The sequence below is a fragment of the Bradyrhizobium embrapense genome, from assembly GCF_001189235.2.
Taxonomy (GTDB): Bacteria; Pseudomonadota; Alphaproteobacteria; order Rhizobiales; family Xanthobacteraceae; genus Bradyrhizobium; species Bradyrhizobium embrapense.
Genome location: NZ_LFIP02000001.1, coordinates 814,986 through 839,509 on the forward strand (window position 1 = coordinate 814,986; position 24,524 = coordinate 839,509).

At 65.4% G+C, this 24,524-nt stretch carries 21 protein-coding genes and 1 pseudogene; 6 read left to right on the forward strand and 16 right to left on the reverse strand.

Annotated elements, in window-relative coordinates; translation table 11 throughout:
* Nucleotides 1-120 precede the first annotated feature (120 nt).
* Nucleotides 121-456 (forward strand): hypothetical protein, encoded by a 336-nt coding sequence (locus tag AKN83_RS04175; protein ID WP_244521877.1) that lies wholly within the window; start codon nucleotides 121-123, stop codon nucleotides 454-456.
* A 59-nt stretch (nucleotides 457-515) separates the two neighbouring features.
* Here AKN83_RS04175 and ggt read toward each other — a convergent pair whose 3' ends face one another.
* The 6 genes from ggt to AKN83_RS04205 form a co-directional block, all read right to left on the reverse strand.
* Nucleotides 516-2,222 carry a gamma-glutamyltransferase gene (ggt, locus tag AKN83_RS04180; protein ID WP_430641487.1) on the reverse strand — a complete coding sequence of 569 codons (1,707 nt, stop codon included), beginning with the start codon at nucleotides 2,220-2,222 and terminating at the stop codon, nucleotides 516-518.
* A gap of 146 nt (nucleotides 2,223-2,368) precedes the next feature.
* Nucleotides 2,369-3,982, reverse strand: coding sequence for an ABC transporter ATP-binding protein (locus tag AKN83_RS04185; protein ID WP_063695179.1), 1,614 nt, complete (start codon nucleotides 3,980-3,982; stop codon nucleotides 2,369-2,371).
* A complete protein-coding gene (locus AKN83_RS04190; protein ID WP_050404641.1) occupies nucleotides 3,979-4,791 on the reverse strand; it encodes an ABC transporter permease in 813 nt (270 codons plus the stop codon). Before AKN83_RS04190 ends, AKN83_RS04185 begins: the two co-directional genes overlap by 4 nt.
* A 16-nt stretch (nucleotides 4,792-4,807) precedes the next feature.
* On the reverse strand, nucleotides 4,808-5,752 hold the full coding sequence (locus tag AKN83_RS04195; RefSeq protein ID WP_050404642.1) for an ABC transporter permease: 945 nt from the start codon (nucleotides 5,750-5,752) through the stop codon (nucleotides 4,808-4,810).
* Between the two features lie 15 nt (nucleotides 5,753-5,767).
* The gene (locus AKN83_RS04200) at nucleotides 5,768-7,336 is read right to left on the reverse strand and encodes an ABC transporter substrate-binding protein (RefSeq protein WP_050404643.1); all 1,569 of its coding nucleotides are present in this window, start codon (nucleotides 7,334-7,336) and stop codon (nucleotides 5,768-5,770) included.
* Entirely contained in the window at nucleotides 7,336-8,496 is a 1,161-nt protein-coding gene (locus AKN83_RS04205; protein WP_050404644.1) for a C45 family autoproteolytic acyltransferase/hydrolase, read from the reverse strand. The genes AKN83_RS04200 and AKN83_RS04205 overlap by 1 nt, the downstream gene beginning before the upstream one ends.
* A gap of 56 nt (nucleotides 8,497-8,552) precedes the next feature.
* On the opposite strand from AKN83_RS04205, the gene AKN83_RS04210 reads away from it, so the two are divergent.
* Nucleotides 8,553-9,494 (forward strand): GntR family transcriptional regulator, encoded by a 942-nt coding sequence (locus AKN83_RS04210; protein ID WP_050404645.1) that lies wholly within the window; start codon nucleotides 8,553-8,555, stop codon nucleotides 9,492-9,494.
* A gap of 12 nt (nucleotides 9,495-9,506) precedes the next feature.
* Nucleotides 9,507-10,856, forward strand: coding sequence for an omega-aminotransferase AptA (gene aptA / locus AKN83_RS04215; protein ID WP_050404646.1), 1,350 nt, complete (start codon nucleotides 9,507-9,509; stop codon nucleotides 10,854-10,856).
* Nucleotides 10,857-11,068: 212 nt separating this feature from the next.
* Here aptA and AKN83_RS39440 read toward each other — a convergent pair whose 3' ends face one another.
* From AKN83_RS39440 to AKN83_RS04245, 9 genes and pseudogenes are all read right to left on the reverse strand, one after another.
* On the reverse strand, nucleotides 11,069-11,221 hold the full coding sequence (locus tag AKN83_RS39440) for a hypothetical protein (RefSeq protein ID WP_157113199.1): 153 nt from the start codon (nucleotides 11,219-11,221) through the stop codon (nucleotides 11,069-11,071).
* Between the two features lie 263 nt (nucleotides 11,222-11,484).
* Nucleotides 11,485-13,056 (reverse strand): porin, encoded by a 1,572-nt coding sequence (locus AKN83_RS04220; RefSeq protein ID WP_050404647.1) that lies wholly within the window; start codon nucleotides 13,054-13,056, stop codon nucleotides 11,485-11,487.
* Between the two features lie 653 nt (nucleotides 13,057-13,709).
* Nucleotides 13,710-15,197: an amino acid permease gene (locus AKN83_RS04225; protein ID WP_050404701.1), complete on the reverse strand. Its 1,488-nt coding sequence runs from the start codon at nucleotides 15,195-15,197 to the stop codon at nucleotides 13,710-13,712.
* A gap of 145 nt (nucleotides 15,198-15,342) precedes the next feature.
* Nucleotides 15,343-15,576, reverse strand: coding sequence for a BA14K family protein (locus AKN83_RS41855; protein ID WP_083991965.1), 234 nt, complete (start codon nucleotides 15,574-15,576; stop codon nucleotides 15,343-15,345).
* A gap of 260 nt (nucleotides 15,577-15,836) precedes the next feature.
* Nucleotides 15,837-16,382: a c-type cytochrome gene (locus AKN83_RS04230; RefSeq protein WP_050404648.1), complete on the reverse strand. Its 546-nt coding sequence runs from the start codon at nucleotides 16,380-16,382 to the stop codon at nucleotides 15,837-15,839.
* A complete protein-coding gene (gene soxC / locus AKN83_RS04235) occupies nucleotides 16,369-17,646 on the reverse strand; it encodes a sulfite dehydrogenase (protein ID WP_050404649.1) in 1,278 nt (425 codons plus the stop codon). Before soxC ends, AKN83_RS04230 begins: the two co-directional genes overlap by 14 nt.
* A gap of 128 nt (nucleotides 17,647-17,774) precedes the next feature.
* A complete protein-coding gene (locus AKN83_RS04240; protein ID WP_050404650.1) occupies nucleotides 17,775-18,257 on the reverse strand; it encodes a DUF1801 domain-containing protein in 483 nt (160 codons plus the stop codon).
* Nucleotides 18,258-18,384: 127 nt separating this feature from the next.
* Nucleotides 18,385-18,581, reverse strand: a pseudogene (locus AKN83_RS41045) (VOC family protein); the annotation flags it as partial.
* Nucleotides 18,582-18,601: 20 nt separating this feature from the next.
* Complete coding sequence (locus AKN83_RS04245) at nucleotides 18,602-20,494, reverse strand: putative bifunctional diguanylate cyclase/phosphodiesterase (RefSeq protein WP_430641488.1); 1,893 nt, start codon at nucleotides 20,492-20,494, stop codon at nucleotides 18,602-18,604.
* Nucleotides 20,495-20,892: 398 nt separating this feature from the next.
* Here AKN83_RS04245 and AKN83_RS04250 point away from each other — a divergent pair, with 398 nt between their 5' ends.
* The 3 genes from AKN83_RS04250 (at nucleotide 20,893) to AKN83_RS04260 (ending at nucleotide 23,928) form a co-directional block, all read left to right on the forward strand.
* A complete protein-coding gene (locus AKN83_RS04250) occupies nucleotides 20,893-22,644 on the forward strand; it encodes an ATP-binding protein (RefSeq protein ID WP_157113200.1) in 1,752 nt (583 codons plus the stop codon).
* A gap of 184 nt (nucleotides 22,645-22,828) precedes the next feature.
* Nucleotides 22,829-23,407: a peroxidase-related enzyme gene (locus AKN83_RS04255; protein ID WP_050404652.1), complete on the forward strand. Its 579-nt coding sequence runs from the start codon at nucleotides 22,829-22,831 to the stop codon at nucleotides 23,405-23,407.
* 8 nt (nucleotides 23,408-23,415) lie between these two features.
* On the forward strand, nucleotides 23,416-23,928 hold the full coding sequence (locus AKN83_RS04260) for an MgtC/SapB family protein (RefSeq protein ID WP_050404653.1): 513 nt from the start codon (nucleotides 23,416-23,418) through the stop codon (nucleotides 23,926-23,928).
* On the opposite strand, the gene AKN83_RS04265 is transcribed toward AKN83_RS04260, so the two are convergent.
* Nucleotides 23,889-24,515: a ParB-like protein gene (locus tag AKN83_RS04265; protein ID WP_050404654.1), complete on the reverse strand. Its 627-nt coding sequence runs from the start codon at nucleotides 24,513-24,515 to the stop codon at nucleotides 23,889-23,891. The two genes, AKN83_RS04260 and AKN83_RS04265, sit on opposite strands and share 40 nt — an antisense overlap.
* Between the last annotated feature and the right edge of the window lie 9 nt (nucleotides 24,516-24,524).

Consider the following 24,524-nt stretch of genomic DNA (forward strand, 5'->3'; position numbering starts at 1 on the left):
ACACGCGACTCGCGAGGGCTGGCTAGCATGGCACTGCGCGGATTTAGACGGCCTTTTGCGGCCGACCCGAATGTCCTCGGATTTCCGAGACCTCCCACATCGGCGATGGGCACCGAAGCCTTGGACCTCGTCTATCAGGCGGCGGACCTGTTCCGCAGCATCGAGGACCGGGCCCGCGCCGGCGAGGCGCGTGCTGAGGCAGCCGAACAGGCGCAGCTCGAAATCATCGCCGCCACCGAGCGCAAGCTGAGGGATGCATCCCGGGCGCTCGAAGAGGCCCGCCGGCGTATCGAGTCCCAGCAAGAGCAGCTCGACGCGGCCGAATTCCGGGCCCAGGCCGCCGAAGCCGAGGCCCGTGAAGCAAAGCAGTCGCTGGCCCTGGTCGAGGATGCGATCCGCCGGCGCCTGCTGCTGACGAGCGGGCACGAGGACGGCAGGTCGACGGCCGTCGCCTGACGCGAGGGTCGATCTCGCAGGCGTCGCGCCCTCGCCGCGCCGCCATCGGACCACGGCAATCAATAGCCGCCGGCAAGCCCCGAATTGCGGCGCGGATCGTTCGCTCCATAGAAGCGGTTGTTGCCGACCGGCTTGCCGCCCAGCGATGGCGCACCAATGATGATGACCGCGAGATGATTGGCCGGCTGTGGCGGCCCGAACTTTTGACCCATGCCTTCCAAAATCTTCCGCGTGTCCGGCGAGAGCGTGAAGTCCTCGAGGTTGGTCAGATCCGGAAGCCATTGCTGGTGGAAGCGCGGCATGTCCACGGCTTCCTGCGCGTTCATGTCGTAATCGATGGCATTGATCATCGTCAGCAGCACGGCGGTGATGATGCGGCTGCCGCCCGGAGTCCCCACCACCATGACCGGCTTGCCGTCCCTGGTGACGATGGTCGGGCTCATCGAGGACAACGGACGCTTGCCGGGGACGATGGAATTGGCCTCCCCCTGCACCAGGCCGTAGAGGTTCGGCACGCCGACCTTGGCGGTGAAGTCGTCCATCTCGTCGTTCAGCAGCACGCCGGTCTTGGCCGCGGTCACCTTGGCACCGAACCAGTCATTGAGGGTGTAGGTGACCGACACAGCGTTGCCGTCCTTGTCGGCGATCGAATAGTGCGTGGTGTTGCTGCCCTCATGCGGCGGAACGCCCGGCTTGAGGTCCTTGGACACGCCGGCCTTGGCCGGGTCGATAACGGCACGGATCTTGGCGGCGTAATCCTTGTCGAGCAGACGCTCGAGCGGATTCTTCACGAAGTCGGGGTCGCCGAGATAGCTGTTGCGATCGACATAGGCGTGGCGCATCGCCTCGATCTGGTAGTGCACCGCCTGCGCGGAATGGTAGCCGAGCTCCTTCAGCGGATACCCCTCGAGGATGTTGAGGATCTCGCAGATCACGACGCCACCTGAGCTTGGCGGCGGCGCCGAGACCACGTGATAGCCGCGATAGTCGCACTCGACCGGCGCGAGCTCGCGAACCCTGTAGTTATCGAGGTCCTCCTGCGTGAGCAGGCCCTTGCCGGCCTGGCTCGAGGCGACGATCGCCGCGCCCACCCAGCCCTTATAGAAGCCGTCGGTGCCGCGCTTGCTGATCTCGCGCAGCGTTTCAGCAAGCTCGTGCTGCGTCAGCCGCTCGCCGACCTGGAACGGCTTGCCGTTGTTGAGGAAGATCGCGCCCGAGGCCGGATCGTTCTGAAAATCCTTGGTCGAGGTCTCCAGCATGCTGACGTCGCCCTGGTCCAGCACGAAGCCGTCCTCGGCGAGTTGCAGCGCCGGCGCGATCACGTCGGCACGCTTCATCGTGCCGTATTTCTCGCGCGCATATTCCATGCCGGCCACCGAGCCGGGCACGCCGACGGCGAGATGTCCCTTGGTCGACAGGCCCGGAATGACGTTGCCGTCCTTGTCGAGATACATGTTGGCGGTGGCGCCCTTCGGCGCGGTCTCGCGGAAATCCAGGAAAGTCTTGCGCCCGTCCGCAAGCTGAATGGTCATGAAGCCGCCGCCACCGAGATTGCCGGCGGCGGGATAGGCTACCGCCAGCGCGTAACCGACCGCGACCGCGGCGTCGACGGCGTTGCCGCCCCGCTTCAACACCTCGATTCCGACCTGCGTCGCAAGATGCTGTGCGGAGACGACCATGCCGTTCTCGGCGGCGACCGGCGCAACCGACGCGGCGCGGCCAGGGAGCGACGCCGTGACGCCGATCGCGACAATGGCAGCGACCATCCATCGCGCGCCCGTTCGTGGATTTCGCATTGGAGTTCCCCCCGATTTGCATCGTCTGGGTGCGGTGCATGTTGCTTCTATCGGAGCGAGCAAGTGTAGCAGGCCGAGCGCCAGCACACTATAGCCGCATCAGCCTTGACTTTTCGTCAGCCCGACACGCGTGCGGCGGCCTGCCCGGCAAGATCCAGCACTGGCGTCGCAGCGAGCAGCGCTCTCGTGTATTCGTGCTGCGGTCGGTCGAACACGTCGTCGCGCGACCCTTGCTCGACGATGCGGCCGGCCTGCATCACCACCACGCGGTCGGCGACCTGCTCGACCGCGGCGAGGTCATGGCTGATGAACAGACACGCGAAGCCGTATTGCGCCTGCAACCGTTCGAACAGCTTCAGCACCTGGGCCTGGATCGTCATGTCGAGCGCGGAAACCGGCTCGTCGGCGACCACGAAGGACGGATGCCGCACGATCGCACGCGCGATCGCGATGCGCTGGCGCTGACCGCCGGAGAGCTCATGCGGCCAGCGCTGGGCAAAGCCGGCAAGCCCGACCTCCTCGAGCATGCCGGCAACGCGCCGATCGCGCTCGCGGGACGACAGTTCCGGAACGTGCCGCAGCGGCTCGGCGACGATCTCGCCGACCCGCATGCGCGGGTCGAGCGACGAATAAGGATCCTGAAATACGAGCTGCGAGGCCAGGCGAAACGCGCGGTCGCGCGTTCCGATCACGTCCCTGCCCTGAAAGCGAATCTCACCTCCGGCCGCCGGGATCAGCCGCAGCATGGCGCGGCCGAGCGTGGTCTTGCCCGAGCCGCTGCCGCCGACCACGGCGACGGTCTCCCCCGCGCCGATTTCGAGGTCGACACCATTGACCGCCGCAACATCGGCATCCCTCCGGAACAGCCGCTGCCGCCCGCCGAACGAAACCTTCAGGCCACGCACGCTGATCAGCGGGTCGCCGGCCACGCGGCGCCCGCTCGCAGAACTCCGCCGCGGCAGCGCATCGACGAGTTGCCTTGTGTAGGCCTCGCGCGGCGCAGAGAGGATTTGCCGGACGCTGCCGGTCTCCACCAGTTTGCCCTGGCGCAACACGACCGCGCGCTGCGCATAGCGCGACACCAGGCCGAGATTGTGGGTGATCAGCATCACCGCGGTACCGTGATCGCGCGCCAGTTCGACCATCAGGTCGAGCACCTCGCGCTGGCTCAACGTGTCGAGCGCGGTGGTCGGCTCGTCGGCCAGCAGCAGCTTCGGTTTCAAGAGCATCACCGAGGCCAGCATGATGCGCTGGCGCATGCCGCCGGAGAATTCATGCGGATAGGCATCGAAGGTTCGCGCGGGATCGCGGATCTGCACCCGCGCCAGCATGTCGAGGCAACGCTGCCTGATCTCGGCTCGCGTGAGCCTCTCGTGCAGGGCAAGTCCCTCGGCCATCTGCGCGCCGACGCTGATCGCCGGATTGAGCGAGACCATTGGCTCCTGGAATACCATGCCGACCGAGCGGCCGCGCAGCGCGCGCATCCGCCGCGGCGCGATCTCGGCGAGGTCCTCGCCGTCGAGCCGGATCGCGCCGCCGACCCGCCGCAGGCCAGGCGGCAGCAGGCCGAGAATGGCGCGCGCCGCGGCGGTCTTGCCGCTGCCGGACTCGCCGACCACGGCGAGGAATTCGCCGCGCTCGATCGCAAACGACACATCGTCGACGACGACGGCAGCGGTCCTGGCGGCCTCGATGCGCAGCTGATCGACCGTGAGCAGCGGCGCGGTCATCCGTGCGCCATCCTGGGATCGAGGCGATCGCGCAGGGAATCGCCGAGCAGATTGATGCCGAGCAGCGTCAGCGCGATGCACAGCCCCGGTGCGATGCTGAGCCAGGCCGCGGTTTCCATATACGGACGGCTCGCCGCCAGCATGTTGCCCCAGGTCGGCGCCGGCGGCGGCACACCGAGGCCGAGGAAACTCAGCGCGCTCTCGGCCAGCAGCACCCAGCCGAACATGCTGGTCGCCAGCACCGCCACCGGCGCGATTGCATTGGGCAGCACGTGGCGGAGCATCGAATAAAGTTCGGAGTTGCCGATCACCCGCGAGGCCTCGATATACTCCTTCTCGCGGATCGACAGCACGGTGCCGCGCACCACGCGCGCAACCGACGGGATATAGGCGAGCCCCAGCGCCAGCACGAGGCCGGTCTTGTTGGCGCCGATCACGATCATCACCGCAAGCGCCAGCAGGATGCCGGGAAACGCCAGCAGCGCGTCGTTGACGGCCATGATGATGCGATCGGTCCAGCCGCGCAGATAGCCGGCGATCCCACCGACCAACACGCCGATGCTGACGGCGATCAGTACGGTGGCGAGCGCCACCACCACGCTGGCGGCGGCCCCCGCCATCAGCCGGCTCAGCACGTCGCGGCCGAATTCGTCGGTGCCGAACCAGTGCAGCAGGGACGGCGCTTGCAGCCGCGCCTTCAGGTTGATCCGCAGCGGATCGAACGGCGTCCAGAACGCGGCAGTCGCGGCGGTGCCGAGCAGCAAGGCGATCAGCGCGCCGCCGATCAGGGTGTTGATCCGCGATTTCATGTCAGGGCAACTCTTTTCATGCCACGGCCACCCTTGGGTCGAACAGCGGATAGCAGAGGTCGACGATCAGATTGACGACGACATAGATCGCCGCGGTGAACAGCAGGCAGCCCTGCACCACCGGATAGTCGCGCGCGAAGATCGAATCGACCAGCAGCCTTCCGAGCCCCGGCAGGGTGAACACGGTCTCGATCACGGCGATGCCGCCGAGCAGATGGCCGAGCACGAGGCCGATCAGCGTCCAGGTCGGCGCAAAGGCGTTGGGCAGAACGTGGCGGCCGAGCACCAGCCATTCCGGGACGCCCTTGGCGCGCGCATGCGTGACATATTCGAGCCGCAGCACCTCGATCGAGGCCGCCCGCGCCATCCGCGTCAGCACGCCGATCTCGACCGCGGTCAGCGTCACGATCGGCAGCACCATGAACAACATCGCCTGCCAGCCATCCTCAGAGAACGGCACGTAGCCGATCACCGGCAGCCATTTCAGCTTCAACCCGAACAGCAGGAGCAGCAGCAGGCCTAGCCAGAAGCTCGGGATCGATAGCAGCAGCGTTGCGCCGCCGATGATCGCCAGATCGAGTGCGCTGTTCTGCTTCCAGGCCGCGATCAAGCCGGCCACGACCGCGATGCAGGCGGCAAGGCCAACCGCCACCAGCACGATGGTGGCCGAGACCTGGAAGCGCTCCAGGATCAGCGGCAGCACCGGAAGATTATTGGTGATGGAATGGCCGAGATCGCCGGTTGCAAGCTTGCCGAGCCAGTACAGGAATTGCAGCGGCACCGGCTGGTCGAGCCCGAGCTGCGCGCGCAATTGCGCGGCCTGCGCGGGATCGGCGTTGTCGCCCAGCATCACCTGCACCGGATCACCGGGGATCAGGCGCACCAAGGTGAACACCGCGACCGCCACCAGGAGCAGCGTCGGGATCGTCATGGCCAGCCGTCGTGCGAGGTAGCCGAGCATCGCCGCGTCCCTCCCCTACTGCAGGCTCACGCCCCAGAAGCGCGGCTGTCCGAACAGCCAGCCGGCAAATCCCTTGACGTTGTTGCGCAGGGCGGCGATCTCGGCGCCGTTGAACAGGACGATCATCGGTACATCGTCGATGAAGCGGCGGTGCAGCTCGTCGAACAGTAGCTGGCGCTTCGCCTTGTCGTCGATCATCATCGACTCCTGCAGCAGCCGCTGCGCCTCCGGATCGTCCCAGACCTTGCGCGGCTGTGTCGCCTTCGGCCCCATCAGCATCTCGAAAGAGAGCGACGGGTCGAGCCGCGGCGAGTAGACGAAGGCCATCGACTGGTAATCGCCGCGGTTGTAGCGATCGAGCTGGGCGGCCCAGTCCAGCACCTCGATCTCGATATTGATGCCCGCGGCCTGCGCCATCGCCTGCACCAGCACGGCTGAATCGAACACGTAGCTGTAGCGCTTGTTGGCGATCATCTTGATCGGCTGGCCGTGATAGCCGGACTGCGCGAGCAGCTTCTTGGCTTCCGCGATATTCTGCGTGTAGCCGTGGGTCTCGACCTCGCTATAGAACGGACTTCCGATCGGCAACGCCGAATTGTTGGCGCGCGCGATGCCCTCCATGACCGCGTCGATGATCTGCGGGGTGTCGAGGCTGAGCGCGATCGCCCGCCGAATCCGTACGTCCTTGAGCAAGGGATCGCGGGTCTGGAACAGGATGCCGGTGAGGCCGAGCGCCGGCGTGATGCTGAGCTGCACGTCCGGCCGCGTCTTGAGGTCCTCGACATCGGGGATCGCGAGGTTGCTGATCGCATCGAGCGAGCCGGACAACAGGCCGGCCTTGGCCGCCGAGCCGTCGGGAACGACGTTGAACCTGATCCGGTCGACCTGCGCGATCTTGGTGCCGGTATAGCCGGTACGCGGCTCGCTGCGCGCGGCGTAACCGTCGAAGCGCACCAGATCGACGTACTGGCCGCGCTTCCATTCGCCAAGCTTGAATGGTCCGGTGCCGACCGGCGCGATCCACTTGCCGTCAGGCCCGACCGAGTCGCGGTGGATGATGGCGGTCTGCCCGCAATCGGGCCGCGCCAGTGTCGACAGGAACAACGCCGTCGGCCGGTCCAGCGTGATCGCGACGGTCTTCGCGTCAGGCGCCTCGATCTTCTGGATCTGGGCGATGCCGGTCGCGCTGAATTCGGACAGGCAGCGCCACTGCGTGGCGGGATCGAGCCAGCGCTTCAGCGACCAGATGACGTCATCCGCGGTCATGCCGGCGCCATTGTGGAACTTGACGCCTTGCCGGAGGTGGAAGGAGTAGGTCTTGCCGTCGTTCGAGACGGTCCAGCTGTCCGCCAGCATCGGCCCGATCGAGGTATCGTCGCGGAACGCGACCAGGCCCTCGACGATATGCGCCATCACGCCGTCGGTGTTAGCGTCCCGGTTGGTGCCGGGATCGGTGGAGCGGATGTCGGCGTTGAGCCGCGTGCGCAGCAGCGTCTCGGCGTCGGCGCGCAGCGGCGCCGCCAGCATCACCGACAGCGCCAGCAGGCCGACCATCATCCCGCGTGATGGCCGACGCAGGACCATCAGGACGCCCTCGCGGTCACCGATGGCGCGGCCTCATTGCGAGGGCTGGCGGTGACCTCGAGCCGATAGGACGTGAACTGCCGGTTCAGCGCCGGCAGCGGCGCGACTTCCATCAGCCCGCTCGCCGGCTCCATCAGGATCATCGCGACCGTCGCGCTGAGATTGTTGCCGAGATTACGGCGCGGCGGCCGGCACACCGACCACGGATAGGCGAAATCGTCGAACAGCGCCGACTTCACGGTCTCGAAGCTGATGGCACCGAGATGCGGCTGCAACAGATCGCGAACCCGGATATCGCGATAGAGGCTGTCGGGCGTGCTGGCGATGCCGGTGTCCTTGAGCTTGCCGAGCGCGACCGGGCTGACGAAATGATTGGCGTGCACCAAGAGCCCACGATCGGGATGCACCTGGAAGGTCTCGTCCGGTGCACATTCGAAGTCAATCGCGACACCGTCGCGATGGCTGACGATCATGTTGTTGGCGGCGGACTTCCTGGTGCAATAGACCGTGCGCATCGACAGCGCGACATGCTCGCTCTCCAGCACCTTGCGCCGGATCAGCGCCAGCGGCGCGCCGATCTGACGATAGTCGCGGTCGCACTGCAGATAGTTCGCGGTGATGGCAATGCCGGCCGCGTTGAAGCCGCAGCGGCCGAGCGCGCCGGCTTCGGTGAAGGTCATGAGATCCGGACCATCGTCGCGGCGCACCTTCAGCACGACGGCGGTCTCGGCGCATTCCCGCTTCCAATCCCAGTTCTGGGCGTGGATCAGCCGCCCCGACGCGGTCGCCTGCGGCAGCACGACGACGCCGGTGCAGCCATCGGGCTCGTCGGGCGTCTTCAGCCGCGCCCGGACCGATGGCTCGGCGAGCTTGAGGATCTCGGTGCGGGCATTGAGCAGCACGATATCCTCGAACGGAACGCCGGCGCCCTCGGCAATGCCGTGCATCTCATCGATATAGGTCGGCTCGAACGCCGCGATGACCGGAAGATAGTCGCGCACCAACTCGGCGACGCCGGCAGCATCGAGCGAGAGCTCCTTGAGCTGCGAGAAATAGTGCGAGGTGCCCTTGCGGATGCGGTCGGCCGCCTGGCGGCCATACTGCTTGCCGCGCTCGTGCGGCGCACCGGAAATCTCGATCAGGGGAAACGGTTCGACCATGGTTTGCGCCAACTTCCTTTTGCGTTTCCGCCAAGGCTAATGTATTTTGTGAGCACATGAAACAAAAATCTGCGCCCATTGCGAAGGCAGCCCCCAGCCGCCTGCAACGCGAACTGTCCGCGGGCATCCTGGAACTGATCCGGGCGGAAAAACTCGCGCCCGGCACGCGACTTGCGGAGGTGGCGCTGGCGGAACGGCTGCAGGTTTCGCGCACGCCGGTGCGCGCGGCGCTGAAATTATTGGCAGGCCGCCGCCTGATCCGGGTCGGCGCAAGCCGCGGCTACTTCGTGACCGATACGGCTCCGCCGGCGCCGAAGACATCAGGCAGACCCGCGCCTGCGGATACCGACCGGCTGTTCGTCGCGATCGCGCGCGACCGGCGCAGCGGCCGCCTTCCGGTCGACGTCTCCGAGCGCGACCTGATGCAGCGCTACGGCGCCTCGCGTCCGGTGGTGCAGCGCGTGCTGGCCAAGCTTGCGGAGGTCGCAGCGGTGCAGCGCAAGCCCGGACATGGTTGGCGATTCCAGCCGATCATCGCCGATGCGCAAGCGCGCGAGGAGAGCTACCGCTACCGGATGCTGATCGAGCCGGCCGCCCTGCTGGAGCCGGGCTTTCGGCTCGATCCGGTCTGGGCCGCCGAGATGCGCCGGCGTCATCAGGATGCGATGAAGCAGACCTGGAGCGAGACCGCGAGCATCGCCTTCTTCGAGATGAACGCTGCGTTCCACGAGGGATTGGCGGCGGCCTCCGGCAACCGCTTCCTGCTGGTTGCCGTGCAGCAGCAGAACCGGCTGCGCAGCTTTGCGAACTACGACTGGACCTTCGGTTATGAGCGCGTGCTGGTGAACTGCCGCGAGCATCTTGCGATCCTCGACCGGCTCGAGGCCGGCGAGCGCGAGGCCGCTTCCGCGCTGATGCGCAAGCATCTCGAAGGCGCCTCGAAGGTCAAGCGCGTCACCGACGATCCGGCCAACGGCCGCAGCAACACCCGCAAGTAACAGGAGGCCTCCATGCATTCACCGCACGCCGCGGCAACCAACACGCCCCTCACCCGCGAGGCGATGGAGCCGTTCTGGATGCCGATGACGCCCAATCGCCAGTTCAAGTCGAATCCGCGGCTGTTCACCGGCGCCGAGGGCATGCACTACATCACCCAGGACGGGCGGCGCATTCTCGACGGCATGGCGGGGCTCTGGTGCGTCAACGCCGGTCACGGCCAGAAGCGGATCGTCGAGGCGATCCAGGCGCAGGCCGCGAAACTCGACTTCGTGTCCTCGTTCCAGATGAGCCACCCCGCCGCATTCGAGCTCGCCGGACGCATCACGGAGATCACGCCCGAAGGTCTCGACCATGTGTTCTTCACCAATTCCGGATCGGAATCGGTCGACACCGCGCTCAAGATTGCACGCGGTTATCACCGCGCCCGCGGCGAGGCCAGCCGCATCCGTTTCATCTCGCGCGCCAAGGCCTATCACGGCATGGGCTGGGGCGGATTGTCGGTGAGCGGCCTGTATCGTCACCGCCGCGATTTCGGCCCGCTGCTGCCCGAGGTCGACCATCTGGCGCTGCCCCACGATCCCGAGCACAGCGCATTCTCGCGCGGGCAGCCGGAATGGGGGGCGCATTTCGCCGATGAGCTGGACAAGCTCCTGCAGATCCACGATCCCTCGACCGTCGCGGTCGTGATCGTCGAGCCGGTGACCGGTTCGGGCGGCGTCTACCCGCCTCCAGCGGGCTATCTCGAGCGGCTGCGCCAGATCTGCGATCAGCACGGCATCCTCCTGATCTTCGACGAGGTGATCACCGGCTTCGGACGGCTCGGCGCGCCGTTCGCAGCCAATGCGCTCGGCGTGACGCCCGATCTCATCACCTGCGCCAAGGGCATGACCAATGCCGCCGTCCCGATGGGCGGCGTCATCGTCAGCGACAAGGTCTACTCCGCGCTGATGAACGGCCCGGAAAACACCGTCGAGCTGTTCCACGGCTATACTTACTCGGCGCATCCGCTGGCCTGCGCGGCCGGACTCGCCGCGCTCGACGTCTACCAAGACCTCGGCCTGTTCGAGCGCGCCCACCGCATCGCGCCGGTATGGGAGGCGGCGGCGCATGCGTTGAGGGACACGCCGCACGTCATCGATATCAGGAACATCGGCCTGCTCGCCGCGATCGATCTGAAGCCGCGCGACGGCGCACCCGGCACGCGCGGGCCGGAATGCGTCAGACGGTGTTACGACGAGGACGGCATCCTGATCCGCGCCGCCGCCGATACGTTGATGATCTCTCCGCCTTTGATTATCACCGAGGACCAGATCGAAGCGATTTTTGCGGCCATCCGCCGCACGTTGCATGCGATCGAGTGAAGCCGGCGAGGGCCACGGCTAGAGCGCAATGACGAACTCTCGATGCCGCAACAAATCCGGTGTCGTCCCTGCGAAAGCAGGGACCTATAACCACGAATGTTGATTGGCTTGTCGCGCCGGAATGACGAATCCCGTCCACAACACCCGCTGCGAAGTATGGGTCCCTGCTTTCGCAGGGACGACAGGTTCTTCGCGGAGACACCGCGCTTGACCTACACTCCGTCCCTCGCCCGCAGCCGGCTGTGGCGCCGGCCGGCCAGCCAGATCGCCGGCGCCTTGAACGGGCGCGGCAAGTCCGGATCGCGGACGCGCAGCACCAGCGTGCCGATCGAAACGAGTTCGCCGGCCAGTCCGATCGGCAGCATCAGTCTTCGTTGCCCGGATGACCGAAGCCACATACGGGATTCACTCCGAGCCTGGGCCCAGATCTCCGCATGTCATTTTTGCTCGTGTGGGCTGTGCTGGATAATCAAATCACGCCGCCGCCCGCTGAATCAAAAGCCTCCGGCGGGCATGCCGGAGGCTTCGGAGGTCGTACAGAAGATGGAAGGAACACCTCTCTGGTTGTGGTCAATGATACGTTTGAAAGCTCAACTTTCCGAAGCGATCGCTCGACAACTGCGATAATTCACCAGTTGCGCTGAGCTCGGAGGAGCAAGGTAACCGTATTCTGGTCTTTCAGTTCGTAGATCGCCGCTGGCTTGCCGATCGAGGCGCTGCCCGGATAGGCAATCGTGCCAGCAAAGCTCTGGTCCAGGTGGGTGTAGGTGAAGTCTGCCGTGAAGGTCAGGTTCTTCACCGGGGTCCACTGGGTCTGGGTGCCGATCTGCGCGATGCTGTAGTCGGGGTTGCACGAGGTCAGAGCTGCGCCACCAACAAGCAGCGGAGCGAACGTGCCGCCCACACCGTTGCCGGCGAGACCGCAGATATAGCCCTTGGCAGTGCCGTTGTAGTTAACCTGGGCCCAGGCACCATAGATGCTGGTGTTCCAGTAGGGGTTCCAGTTGTGCACGTATGCACCGCGGAAACCGTAGGTCGTGATCAGCTGCTGCGAACCGCCGGTGACGAATACCGAGTCCGGCGCAACGCCGAAGCCGATGCTCTGGTAGGCCCCAGCAAGACCAGTGCTGCCGAAGATAGCGTTCGCACCAGCCGAACCGGCGAGGTCCTGGATGTTGTAGCGCGTCGCACCGTTGGTGTAGACGCCCTGCAAGTTGATGGTGTCGCCAGGTCCGGTCGGGATGTTCTTGATCGACAGGGCCAACTGACCAGCCCAGCCCCACTTGTCCTCCGGATGACCGGTCAACTCATTGCCGCCGTAGTAGGCGACGTGGTTGTCATGCGCTGCGAACGACGCCTGGAACAGACCCCAAGCCTGGTCGACGCGCAGCATCGCGACGAGGTCCGGAGCAATCGTGCCGGCGTAGTCGCTGATGCCGAAGATACCGAGCGCGCCCGGAGGAGCGATGGTGACCGGAGCGCCGAGGTTGAAAACACCAGCCTGATAGTAGGCCGTCTGGTCCTGAGCCGACAGAGACAGCGACACGCCGTTGCCGAACTCAGCGGTGTAGGTGAACTGGTTCACGCCGGTGATGGTACCGCCGCCGCCGACGAGACCGTCGAAGTTGTTGCCCGGATAGTTGGCCCACGGAGCCGAGAACTGTGAGACCGCCTTACCGATGGTGAAGCCGGCGAACTGGATGTAGGCGTAGTAGACGCCGACCGTACCAGCCGCGACCGCACCGGTGTTGGCGTTGTTCGGCGCCTGAACCGTGCCGATCGGCGAGTAAACGGTTGAGCCGTTGCCCTGGCCGGCGTAGCTGTCCGAGGTCCAGTTGAACGTCGCATCGAAGAACGTGCGGACCACGCCGTACTCAGTCGCGGTGCGCGTGTCGATGTTCAGGTCTTCACGCGAACGCCAAGTGTAGCCGTTGGTGAACCGGTTGCTCGCACCCGCCGCACCCGAGGTGTTGCCGACGTGATCCGAGTTCGAGTTTACGACGACGTCAGCGCGCAGGTAGCCGCCCAGCTTGATACAGGTGTCGGTGCCCGGGATGTAATAGAAACCGGGACCATACAGGGAGCAGACCTTCACGTACTCGACCGCTTTGGCCTTGACGGGAAGATCGGCCGCCTGAGCTCCGCCGACCGCGACGAGTACCGCCGCCGAACCGAGGATAAGGCTGCTAGTCATTTTCATGTTAACCCCCAAGTTTCTTTTCATGTCATGCAAGGATACGCATCCGCTCGGTTGGAAATCCTGCGGTTGGTCCCTTGTCCATCAGCCGCTCCGCGCCTTCGGACATACCCTCCAATGCCCCGAGAGTGCGTCCATTGCTCCTTGAGTCTGAAAGCGCCAACGCAGGTTAGCCGAGTGTCGAACCTGCGCGTTATGAATTGTTCTGATCGATCTCATCAGCATGACGAATAAGGCACCCGGGTTCGATCTTCCGATGCTCTCCTCGCAACGCGCTCGATGGATTTTGCGATCGCGGCATTTCGCGCCCCTCGCCCGCAGCCAGCTATTGCGCGCGGGAAAGCCGGAACGATCCGGTTTCACCTGTGGTCTCCTACTTCCCGTGCTTCTTGTTGCATGGGACCCATGGGAGCGACCGGCGCCAGGCTTTCCGGCGCCCTCTGCTTATTGAGAGGCTGGAAAATGACGCAAGACTCGGACTATTCCCGTCGCGAGAATGCGGACGCACAGCCCAACGCTGTTGGACACTTGGTCGGAATCTCCTCACCGTTATTGCGAGCGAAGCGAAGTCATCCATTGTCTCAGCATATGCGGAACGATGGATTGCTTCGTCGCTCCGCTCCTCGCAATGATGCGGATAGCCGGAGCCGCCCTGCCTACCCCCGACCCCTCGCCCGCAGCCGGCTGTGACGTCGACCATAGGCGGCATAGATCGCAAGCCCGATTACGAGCCACACCGCGAGCCTGATCCAGGTGTCGAGCGGCAGGCCGAACATCAGGAACAGCGAGGTTGCCGCGGCTGCCGGCGCCACCAGCCAGATCGCCGGCGCCTTGAACGGGCGCGGCAGGTCCGGATCGCGGACACGCAGCACCAGCGTTCCGACCGAGACCACGGTGAATGCGAACAGCGTGCCGATCGAGACGAGCTCTCCGACCAGCCCGATCGGCAGTAGCCCGCCGAGAATTGCAGCGACGCTGCCGGCGAAGATGGTCGAGACATAGGGCGTCTGGAAGCGCGGATGGATGCTGGCGGCGATGCCCGGCAGCAGCCCGTCATGCGCCATGGCGCGGAAGATCCGCGGCTGCGCGAGCAGCATGATCAGGATCACCGATGTCAGCCCGAACAGGATGCCGAGCTTGATGAAGGGACCGAGCCAGCCGATGCCGACGGCATCGATGCCGACCGCGATCGGATCGGGCACGCTGAGCTTGTCGTACGGCACGATGCCGGTCAGCACGAAGCCGACCGCGACATAGAGCGCGGCGCAGATCACGAGCGAGCCGAGGATGCCGATCGGCATGTCGCGCTCGGGCGTCTTCGCCTCCTGCGCCGCGGTCGAGATCGCGTCGAAGCCGATATAGGCGAAGAACACCACGGCCGCGCCGCGGATCACGCCGGACCAGCCAAACGCGCCGGGACCGGCATTCGGCGGGATGAGTGCGCCCTGCGGATTGCCCGCCGTCACCCAGTTCGCCAGCGAGACCGAGGACGCTGCGGCGGCGAGAAACAATGCGATGACGACGAGCTTCACCACGACGACGAAGCCGGTGAAGCGCGCGGACTCGCGAATGCCGATCACGAGCAGCGTGGTGACGAAGGCGATGATCGCCATCGCCGGGATGTTGATCACCGCGCCGGTCGACGACCACGCACCGTTGTTGACGTCGTAGGCGAACGGCGCCGAGGTGAATTGCCGCGGCAGGTTGATGCCGAAATCGCGTATCAAGCTGACGAAATAGCCGGACCACCCGACCGAGACCGCGATCGCGCCGACCGCATATTCGAGGATCAGGTCCCAGCCGATGATCCAGGCGATCAGTTCGCCGAGCGTCGCGTAAGCATAGGTGTAGGCGCTGCCGCAGATCGGTACCGTCGAAGCCATCTCGGCGTAGCACAGGCCGGCGAAAGCGCAGGCGACGGCGCCAAGCATGAAGGACAGCGTGACGGCAGGTCCGGCATTGGCGGCCGCCGCATGGCCCGTCAGCACGAAGATGCCGGCGCCGATGATGCCGCCGACGCCGAGCGTGACCAGTTGCAACGCCGAGAGCGAGCGCTTGAAGACCGGCGTCTCCGCGTCGCCGTCGGCACGCGCCGCTTCCCGCAACAGCTCCGCGGTTGACTTTCGGTCCCAGAAACCGGCCAGGGTGTCTGTCACGCCAATTGCCTCCGCCGTTCGGGTCCGGCGGGACCCGACGCGATCGGCGCACTATAGCGCAACCGACGTGCGGTGGTTGGCGCACCGGGTGATAGCCGGCGCGCTTATCCACCGCGAAGCGGAACGCGAGACCCTATTGGCAGGAATGGCGGCGGCCGTCGCGGCCAAGGAAGGTGCCGGACGCAGGATCGAACGAACGATAGCGCGCGCAGGACGAGGACGGTGCCGCCGGTATGGCGCCATAGGCATTCGCCGGATTGCCGCCAAGTTGCTGCGCCTGCTGGGCCTCACCCCATGGCGTCAGGGCGCCGCCGTTGATGGCGCTCCGCCCCGGATTTTGCGCGTCGAAAAGCGCCGGCTCCGAAATCTGCCGAGACCGGCGTGAGCGTCATTCCCACGAGCAGCACGGCAGGTGCGACGGCCTTCAGTCCGGCCAAAGGACCTCTCCGATGCATCGATTGAAATTCGCCCAATAGCTGCGCACGGGCGGCAGCGCCGTCCCTGTGCCCTAATCCGATGTGGTGACGGCCAAACTCCTGAAGCAGGGGCCGCCAGGTCACAATGGCGCGAGGCGGCCGCCGGCGCGGCGCGACGACAACGGCGCGCGACGGCCGTCCGGCCCGCGCTTCACCGATTATGGACGTCAGGCCTCGGGTCGGCGACGAATCCGTCGCGGTTCGGCATCTTGACGGCGGCGAGCGACTTCGCGTCGAGCACCGCGTTGGCGGGGACGATGCCGTTGAGGCTGAGAATGTAGGCGGACACCGCGTAGACGTCCTCATTGCTCAGCGACTGCGGCGCATTCTGCGGCATCGCGCGGCGGATGTAGTCGAACAGGGTCGGAGCATAGGGCCAGTAGCTGCCGACGGTGCGGATCGGCTTTGCGCTCGCCAGTGAGCCCTGTCCGCCGACCAGGCGGTCGCCGACGGCGCCCTGCCCGTTGTCGCCGTGGCACGCCGCGCACTGCTCGGTGAACACGGTGCGGCCGCGTTCGACGCTGCCGCTGCCCGGCGGCAGGTTGGAGCCATCGCGACCGATGTCGATGTTCCAGCCCGCGATCTCGGCGGGTGTTGCCGGACGCCCGATGCCAAAGCGATCCTCAGCCTGCGCCCCAGCGGCAAGCATCGCGATCGCGCCCACGACAAGCACCGCCTTGAGCCTACGCCTGGCCATTGGTCACCTCACCATTCGCATCGATGCGCCAGGGCCAGATCGCGTTGTTGTGGTAGAACGAGTTGAGACCGCGCACCGCCACCAATTCGGCCAGCGTCGGCTGCACGTAGCCGGTCTCGTCGACGGCGCGGCTCTGGATCACCGCGGGAGTGCCGTCCCAGTGCCAGGGCAAGCGGAAGCGCGTGAGCGCGCGCGTCAGCACCGGCTCTTGCAGCTCCGCCTGCTGCCAGCTCTTGCCCTCGTCGAGCGAGATCTCGACGCTCTTGATCTTGCCGTGGCCGCTCCAGGCGATCCCGGTGATCTCGTGAAAGCCATGCGTGGTCAGCTTCTGGCCGCCGGATGGCCGCGTAATGATCGACTTGGCCTCCATGTAGAAGGTGAATTCGCGCGACGTGCCGTCCGGCATCGGGTCGGTGTATTTCGAGGTCTCCTCGCGCGAATAGGCCGGCTCGGCGACCACCTTGAGCCGGCGCAGCCATTTCACGTTCATGTTGCCTTCGAAGCCCGGCAACAGCAGCCGCAGCGGATAGCCCTGCTGCGGACGCAGCCGCTCGCCGTTCTGGCTGTAGACCAGCATGGCATCGTCGAGGCATTTCTCGATCGGGATCGAGCGCGTCAGCGCAGCGGCATCGGCGCCTTCGGCTACGATCCATTTGGCGCCCGCCTGCAGGCCCGCTTCGTCGAGCACCGTCTTCAGCGGCACGCCGGTCCATTCCGCGCAGCTCAAGAGGCCGACGAGATCGGAGGCCGTCTTGCCGTAGGGCTTGGTGTAGACCGGATTACCTGAGCACTCGATGAAGTGGATGCGCGATTGCGATGGAAAGCGACGGATGTCCTCCATCGTGAACACCAGCGGGCGATCGACCATGCCGTGCAACATCAGCCGATGCTCGGCCGGATCGATGGTCGGCACGCCGCCATGGTGGCGTTCGTAGAATAAGCCGTTCGGCGTAATGATGCCGTCGAGCTCCTGCAACGGCGTACGGCCCGACGCGGAGATGTATTGCGGCAGCGTCTTCGAGATGTTCTTGACGACGCCCTTCTCGTGGACCGACGGCGTGCCATAGGGCTGGCTTCCCATCGCCTCGCCAGGCGCTTTCATCCATTCCGGCACGTTGGGCGGAAGATTATTCCCCTGTTCGGCAAGCGCGGTAGTACCGGCAACTCCAGCTATCGCGGAGCCCCCAGCCAGTGCTGCGCCCGCCTGAAGGAATCGCCTGCGAGACGCCTCTCGCACGCGCTTGTCCCTCGTGTGTTCGCTCATCGACGTTTTCCTCTGACGTTAGGCGATGCAGCCTAACACCAAACGCCCGCGGCGAGGCAATGATCCAGCGCGCAGGGCTGCATCGACGGCACGTCTTAGCCGTTGCTCGCCGATCCTGACCTGCCCTCTCACATCCGCTCGCCGGGCAATCGACTGGCTTGCTTCACCCAGGCGGTGAACCGGGCTTCGTCGATCTCGTCGTTCTCATGAATGTCGAGATAGCGCATGTGCTGCTGCTTGGACTCGCCGGGCGGCATCGGACACAGCGACGCGCCGCGAAAGAACGCGACTTTGACGTAGCGCGTGAAGACATGGATGCCGAGGAACCAGCCCTCACCGTCCATGCCGTAGAGCGGCGAGTTCCACTTCACTGCCTTATGCACGCCAGGAATGGTGCGCACGATGAGTGCGTCAAGCCGGTGTCCGACGTCGCGCTTCCATCCCGGCATCGCAGCGATATAGGCTTGCACCGGAGCGTCGCCATACCCCTTTGCGATCTGCGGATTGCCGCCTGCCAGCAGGCGCGGCTTTGCAGCCCCTCGCTTCGCAGTTTTCCTCTTTGCGCTCTTTTTCGCGCCTTTCGCCGACGTCCTGGGCGTCTTGCCAGCCATCGTGCCTGCTCCCATCGATCCACGTGTCGCGCAGCTTCGCTCGAAGCCGGATCATATCGATGATGCGCGCATGTTGTCGTCATCGACCGCGGGCGTTCGCGGCGACGTATCGACGCGCGCGATCTGCCTAACCGGCCACCGGCGGCGTGCCGTGGGTGTGGAACGAATCGATCGTCTTCAACCCCCAGGCCTGGCCCCTCTTGCGCTCCTCCTCGGTCCAAACGATCGGCTTCCAGTCCGGCGCCAGGATCAGGCGCGCGCCGGCGGTGGCGACCTTGACACGGTTGCCCCGGGTTCATCGACATACAGGAAAATCGCATATTGAAAGCGGCCGAGGCCGGCGGTCAGGCGACCGAAACGGCCCTCTCGCGATGCGACGACAGGAGCTTGCGGATCTCGAGATCCGGCACCGGCCGGCTGAACAGATAGCCCTGCATCTCGGTGCAGCCGAGGATGCGAAGCAGATTGCGCTGCTGCTCGGTCTCGACGCCCTCCGCGGTCGTCGTCATGTCGCTCGCGGCGGCAATGTTCACGACGGCCTGGACGATGGTGGACGACGCACCGGTCCCGGCGAGATCCTTGATGAAGGCGCGGTCGATCTTGATCTTGTCGAAGGGGAAGCGCTGCAGATAGCTCAGCGACGAATAGCCGGTGCCGAAATCGTCGAGCGCGATGCGGACGCCGAGCTCGCGCAGCTGATGCAGGACATCGAGCGCCGCGTCGTCGTCGCGGATCAGCACGGCTTCGGTGATCTCGAGCTCGAGCCGCGCAGGCGCGAGCCCCGACGCTGCGAGCGCGGCGGCGACGTTCAGCGCCAGCGTCTGGCTCTTGAACTGAATCGGAGACACGTTGACCGCGACGTTGATGTGATCGGGCCAGTTCACCGCTTCCCGGCACGCGGTGTTGAGCACCCAGTGCCCGAGATCGTTGATCAGGCCGGTGTCCTCGGCGACCGGGATGAAATCGGCGGGCGAGATGGTGCCGCGTTCCGGATGCCGCCAGCGCACCAATGCCTCGCAGCAGCTGACCTTGCCGTCCTCGAGATGGAGCAGCGGCTGATAGTGCAGCTCGAAGCTGCTGTCGGCGATGGCCTGGCGCAATTCCAGTTCGAGGCTGCGCCGCGCCTTGGCGCGCGCATCCATGCCGGTTTCGAAGAACCGGTAGGTGCGGCGGCCGTCGTTCTTCGCGCCATAGAGCGCGAGGTCGGCGTTGCGCAGCAATTGATCGAGGTCGAGGCCGTCGGCGGGCGCAACGGCGATGCCGATGCTGGCATCGGTGGTGATCAGATGCCCGCTGCAATCGATCGGCTGGCGGATCGCCTGATAGATCGCTGCGAGGAGTTGCATGGTCTCGGTCTGATCGCGGACGGCGGTCTGGATCACGGCAAACTCGTCACCGCCGAGCCGCGCCGCGACATCGGTTTCACCGACGCAGCTGCGCAGCCGATCGGCGATTGCGCCAAGCAGTTCGTCGCCGATCTGATGGCCGAGCGCGTCGTTGACGCTCTTGAACTCGTCGATGTCGATATACATCACCGCAAGTTGCTGATCCGGCCTGATCGTTTTCAGCGCCTGCTCCAGGCGCTGGCGGAACAGGACACGGTTGGGCAGATCGGTGAGCGCATCGTAGTGCGCCATGTGGGCGATCTTGTTTTCGGTGCGCGCGCGATCGGTGATGTCCTCGATGGTCGCCACCCAGCCGCCTTCCGGCAGCGGCTTGTTGACGATCTCGATCGCGCGCCCGCCCGGCGCCTGCGTCAGCTGCCGCGTAGCCCGGCCGAGCTTCACGTTGCCGATGATGGCATCGCAGAAATCGTCGACGTCGCCATCGAACGAGCCGGTCTGCTGCCGGTGCGCGATCAGCTGCTGCATGGTGCTGCCCGGTTTCGCCACGTCGGGCGACAGCCCGAACATCTCGATGTAGGGACGGTTGCAGATGATGATGCGCGCCGAGGCATCGTACAGCACGAGGCCCTGCGGAATGTTGTTCACGGCGGTCATCAGATTGCGACGTTCGGCGGCGAGTCGCGCGTCGGAGACTTCGTGCCGCTTCAGCAACAGGAAGACGATCACGGCCATGATCGCGAAGGCCGCCATCAGCAGGCCTTCGCGCTCGCTCCACTGCGCGGTCGCGCTTCCGAACAGGCTGCCCACCAGCAGGCCGGCACAGAACGCCAGCCCCTTGGTCGTGCCGGCGTCGGCATTTCCTGACGATGAATTGCGGTGTTCGATGCGCACGCTGATCTCTCCCGAGCGCGGCATCGTTACGCAGCACTGATGGAAAGGTCGTTACAACTCGCAGTTAGCAATCGGTTACACGATACCTGGAGACAGAACAGAACACATCCCGCAGAAACTCCCGTAAGCCTACGGAGCCGCCGATGCCCTCCACGGAGATGGTGAATCCCGCCTTAACGGAAAAAGCCGCGAAACAGGCCCGGCTGTGCCGGAAAGCGACGATTTCGCCGCCGATGCACGCGACGACACGCAATCTCGCGGCACGATAGAAACAAATCGTCACCGGGAAAGTGTAGATTTAGCCGATGTGCACCCCCGGCGATTTAACGGTTTTTCCAAACCCGGGCGCGCATATTGGTCCGGACATTTAGATTTTGCCAACTAGCTAGGCTGGAACTGTGACATCCTTCGGACGTGTGATCTCTGTACGCGGCTCGCAGGCCCGGGTTGGGCTGCTGGCCGGCGGCCAGATGCAGCTATCAGAAATGCGCGCGACCGTCGGCCGGTTCGTCAGCATCCGCTGCGCGAGCTCGGTCATCGTCGCCATGATCACCGAAGTGTCGTGCGAGAATCTGGCGGCGTCCGACGAATACATGGCGACCGCCTCGGTCGACCTGCTCGGCGAAATTCTCGGCGGCGACCGCCCGAAGTTCCAGCGCGGTGTCACGCACTATCCGACCATCGGCGACAGCACCGACCTGATCACCAACCAGGAGCTGCGCACGGTCTATGCGCCGAGCGGCTCGGACCAGATCAATGTCGGCACGCTGCAGCAGGATCGTTCAGTGATCGCCTATGTCGACGTCGAGGAAATGTTGTCCAAGCACTTCGCGGTGCTCGGCTCGACCGGCGTCGGCAAATCCACCGGCGTGTCGCTGCTGCTCAACGAGATCCTGAAGTCGCGGCCGAACCTGCGCATCTTCCTGCTCGACGTGCACAACGAATACGGCCGCTGCTTCGGCGAGCGCGCGCAGGTGCTCAACCCGCGAAACCTGAAGCTGCCGTTCTGGCTGTTCAACTTCGAAGAGATCGTCGACGTGCTGTTCGGCGGTCGGCCCGGCGTGCCCGAAGAGCTCGACATCCTCGCCGAAGTGATCCCGATGGCGAAGGGCATCTACACCCAGTACCAGAACTCCGACCGGGTCGGTCTCGGACTGAAGCGCATCGACCCCAAGCAGGTCGGCTACACCGTCGATACGCCGGTGCCCTACCGCCTCGTCGACCTGATCTCGCTGATCGACGAGCGCATGGGCAAGCTCGAGAACCGCTCCTCGCGCATCATCTATCACAAGCTGATCTCGCGCATCGACGCGGTGCGCAACGATCCCCGCTACGCCTTCATGTTCGACAATGCCAATGTCGGCGGCGATACCATGGCCGAGGTGATCAGCCATCTGTTCCGCCTGCCCGCCAACGGCAAGCCGATGACCATCATGCAGCTCGCCGGCTTCCCCGCCGAAGTCGTCGATTCCGTGGTGTCGGTGCTGTGCCGCATGGCGTTCGATTTCGGGCTGTGGAGCGACGGCGTCTCGCCGATGCTGTTCGTCTGCGAGGAAGCGCACCGCTACGCCTCCGCCGACCGCAACATCGGCTTCGGGCCGACCCGCAAGGCGGTGTCGCGAATCGCCAAGGAGGGCCGCAAATACGGCGTCTATCTCGGCCTGATCACCCAGCGTCCGGCCGAGCTCGACGCCACCATCATCTCTCAGTGCAACACGCTGTTCACGATGCGGCTCGCCAACGACCGCGACCAGGCGCTGCTACGCTCGGCGGTGTCGGATGCCGCCGCCAACCTGCTGTCATTCGTGCCCTCGCTCGGCACCCGCGAGGTGCTGGCGTTCGGCGAAGGCGTGGCGCTGCCGACCCGGCTGCGCTTCAAGGAGGTGCCGCCGCACCAGCTGCCGCGCGGCGAGGCCACCATCGCGACGGTGCCGTCGGTCACCGCCGGCCATGACATGCATTTCGTCAGCGCCGTGCTGGAGCGCTGGCGCGGCGCCACCTCGCATCGCGATTCGCCGAGCGGCGATGCCAACTTCAACGCTCCGGCGGCACCGCCGCGCACCATGGCGCCCGCCGAGGCGCCGATGCTGCAGCCGTCAATGGGCCTCGATCCGGACCGCTTCTCGCTCCTCAAGAAGCCGCTGCGCTAAAGCGCGATCGTCGTCGCGCTTTAGCTCCTTGTTTGGGCATGATCTCGTCGGAAAACCGCTTCACACTTTTCCGGATCATGCCTTAGCATCACCATGGCAGGGCGCCGATGCGCCTTGCGCCCAGGCCGTCATCCACTATGGTTTCGCGTGACGCCGCGTCCCCGCGGCACGCCGGAACCATCTCATGACGCAGCCGACCGCAAAACGCTTCCCGACGCCCGCTCTCGACAAGCTCCCCGAGGACGTCCGCACCCGCATCCTGGCGGTGCAGGAGAAGTCCGGCTTCGTGCCGAACGTATTCCTCACGCTGGCCTACCGCCCCGACGAGTTTCGCGCCTTCTTCGCCTATCACGACGCGCTGATGGAGAAGGACTCCGGCCTCTCCAAGGCCGAGCGCGAGATGATCGTGGTGGCGACCAGCGCCGCCAACCAGTGCCAGTATTGCGTGATCGCCCATGGCGCGATCCTGCGCATCCGCGCCAAGAACCCGGAGATCGCCGACCAGATCGCAGTCAACTACCGCAAGGCCGACATCACGCCGCGGCAGCGCGCGATGCTCGATTTCGCGATCAAGGTTAGCCGCGCGGCCGAGGAAGTCTCGGAGGCGGATTTCGCGGCGCTCGCCGCGCACGGCTTCAGCGACGACGACGTCTGGGATATCGCCGCGGTCGCGGCCTTCTTCGCGCTCTCGAACCGGCTTGCGAACGTCACCGGCATGCGGCCGAACAGCGAATTCTATATGCTCGGCCGGCAGCCGAAATAGAGGACGCCTTGCCAGACTGGAGCGAGATCATCCTGCGTCTCGGCGCGGCGACGCTTGCCGGCAGCGCGATCGGGCTCGACCGCGACCTGCGCGGCAAGCCAATCGGCCTGAAGACGCTCGGCCTCGTCAGCCTCTCGACCGCGACCGTCGTGCTGCTGGCCTTGCATGGGGTCGATCCCGGGAAATTCACCGATGCGGTCAGCCGCGTGATTCAGGGCGTGCTGACCGGGATCGGCTTTCTCGGCGCTGGCGTGATCGTCCGGCGGGGCGACCGTTTTCACGTCCACGGCCTGACGAGCGCCGCATGCGCGTTCTTCGCCGCATGCGTCGGGATCGTCTGCGGCGCCGGACATTGGCCGATCGTGCTCACCGCGCTCTTGCTGGCATTTCTGCTGCTGACCTTCGGCAAGCGGACCGAGCGGTGGCTGCACCACGCGCTCGGCGGCAAAGAGGACCAGAACGGACCGGAGACCGCGCCCGGTCAGTCGTCGGATGCCGGTCCGCACCAGCCGGGCAGATAGACCGCTCCCCCGCTGCGACCCAGCGCCAGCCCCTTCTCCAGCGCCTTGGCGAAATTGTTCTCCACCGTCTTGCGCGGGATGTGGCGGCGCAGGAAATCGGCCCACAGGAATTCGCTGAACGGCGTCGTGTCCTTGGCGAAGCCGCCGGCCCGGCGCATCTCGCCGGCCAGACTGCGGAACGGATCGTCCTTGAGATCCTTGATCGACTTCGGAATGTCCTTGAAGTGGCAGCGCTCGCCCTTGGAGTTGTAGGGATAGACCCAGCGCTTGTTGTCCATTACGCCCCAGAACACGTCACGCTCGACCATCGTGAGATCGCCGATCACCGTGACCAGGATGTCCTTGACGCCCTCCTCGTGCAGCGCTCGCGCCATGTGATGATGATCGACCACGTAGTAGCGATCGTCGGGACCATGCACCACCGGGATCATGTGCTTGCCGAGCAGCTCGGCGCGCTTCTTGTCCGAACTGTGCTCGCGCCAGCGCTTCCGCTTCTCCTTCACCTCATGCATGCCGACCGTCATCTGGGTCGGCCGCAACGACAGGATCGGGACCGGTTTGACGTAAGGCTCGCGCGTATGGGCCATGTGCACTCC

What these genes read in the sequence shown, in the direction of transcription:
- ggt (WP_430641487.1), bottom strand. Translation starts at nt 2,222, where the DNA reads ATGGTCGCTGCCATTGTCGCGATCGGCGTCACGGCGTCGCTCCCTGGC.
- AKN83_RS04185 (WP_063695179.1), bottom strand. Translation starts at nt 3,982, where the DNA reads ATGACCGCGCCGCTGCTCACGGTCGATCAGCTGCGCATCGAGGCCGCC.
- AKN83_RS04190 (WP_050404641.1), bottom strand. Translation starts at nt 4,791, where the DNA reads ATGAAATCGCGGATCAACACCCTGATCGGCGGCGCGCTGATCGCCTTG.
- AKN83_RS04195 (WP_050404642.1), bottom strand. Translation starts at nt 5,752, where the DNA reads ATGCTCGGCTACCTCGCACGACGGCTGGCCATGACGATCCCGACGCTG.
- AKN83_RS04200 (WP_050404643.1), bottom strand. Translation starts at nt 7,336, where the DNA reads ATGGTCCTGCGTCGGCCATCACGCGGGATGATGGTCGGCCTGCTGGCG.
- AKN83_RS04205 (WP_050404644.1), bottom strand. Translation starts at nt 8,496, where the DNA reads ATGGTCGAACCGTTTCCCCTGATCGAGATTTCCGGTGCGCCGCACGAG.
- AKN83_RS04210 (WP_050404645.1), top strand. Translation starts at nt 8,553, where the DNA reads ATGAAACAAAAATCTGCGCCCATTGCGAAGGCAGCCCCCAGCCGCCTG.
- aptA (WP_050404646.1), top strand. Translation starts at nt 9,507, where the DNA reads ATGCATTCACCGCACGCCGCGGCAACCAACACGCCCCTCACCCGCGAG.
- AKN83_RS39440 (WP_157113199.1), bottom strand. Translation starts at nt 11,221, where the DNA reads ATGCTGCCGATCGGACTGGCCGGCGAACTCGTTTCGATCGGCACGCTG.
- AKN83_RS04220 (WP_050404647.1), bottom strand. Translation starts at nt 13,056, where the DNA reads ATGAAAATGACTAGCAGCCTTATCCTCGGTTCGGCGGCGGTACTCGTC.
- AKN83_RS04230 (WP_050404648.1), bottom strand. Translation starts at nt 16,382, where the DNA reads ATGGCCAGGCGTAGGCTCAAGGCGGTGCTTGTCGTGGGCGCGATCGCG.
- soxC (WP_050404649.1), bottom strand. Translation starts at nt 17,646, where the DNA reads ATGAGCGAACACACGAGGGACAAGCGCGTGCGAGAGGCGTCTCGCAGG.
- AKN83_RS04240 (WP_050404650.1), bottom strand. Translation starts at nt 18,257, where the DNA reads ATGGCTGGCAAGACGCCCAGGACGTCGGCGAAAGGCGCGAAAAAGAGC.
- AKN83_RS04255 (WP_050404652.1), top strand. Translation starts at nt 22,829, where the DNA reads ATGACGCAGCCGACCGCAAAACGCTTCCCGACGCCCGCTCTCGACAAG.
- AKN83_RS04265 (WP_050404654.1), bottom strand. Translation starts at nt 24,515, where the DNA reads ATGGCCCATACGCGCGAGCCTTACGTCAAACCGGTCCCGATCCTGTCG.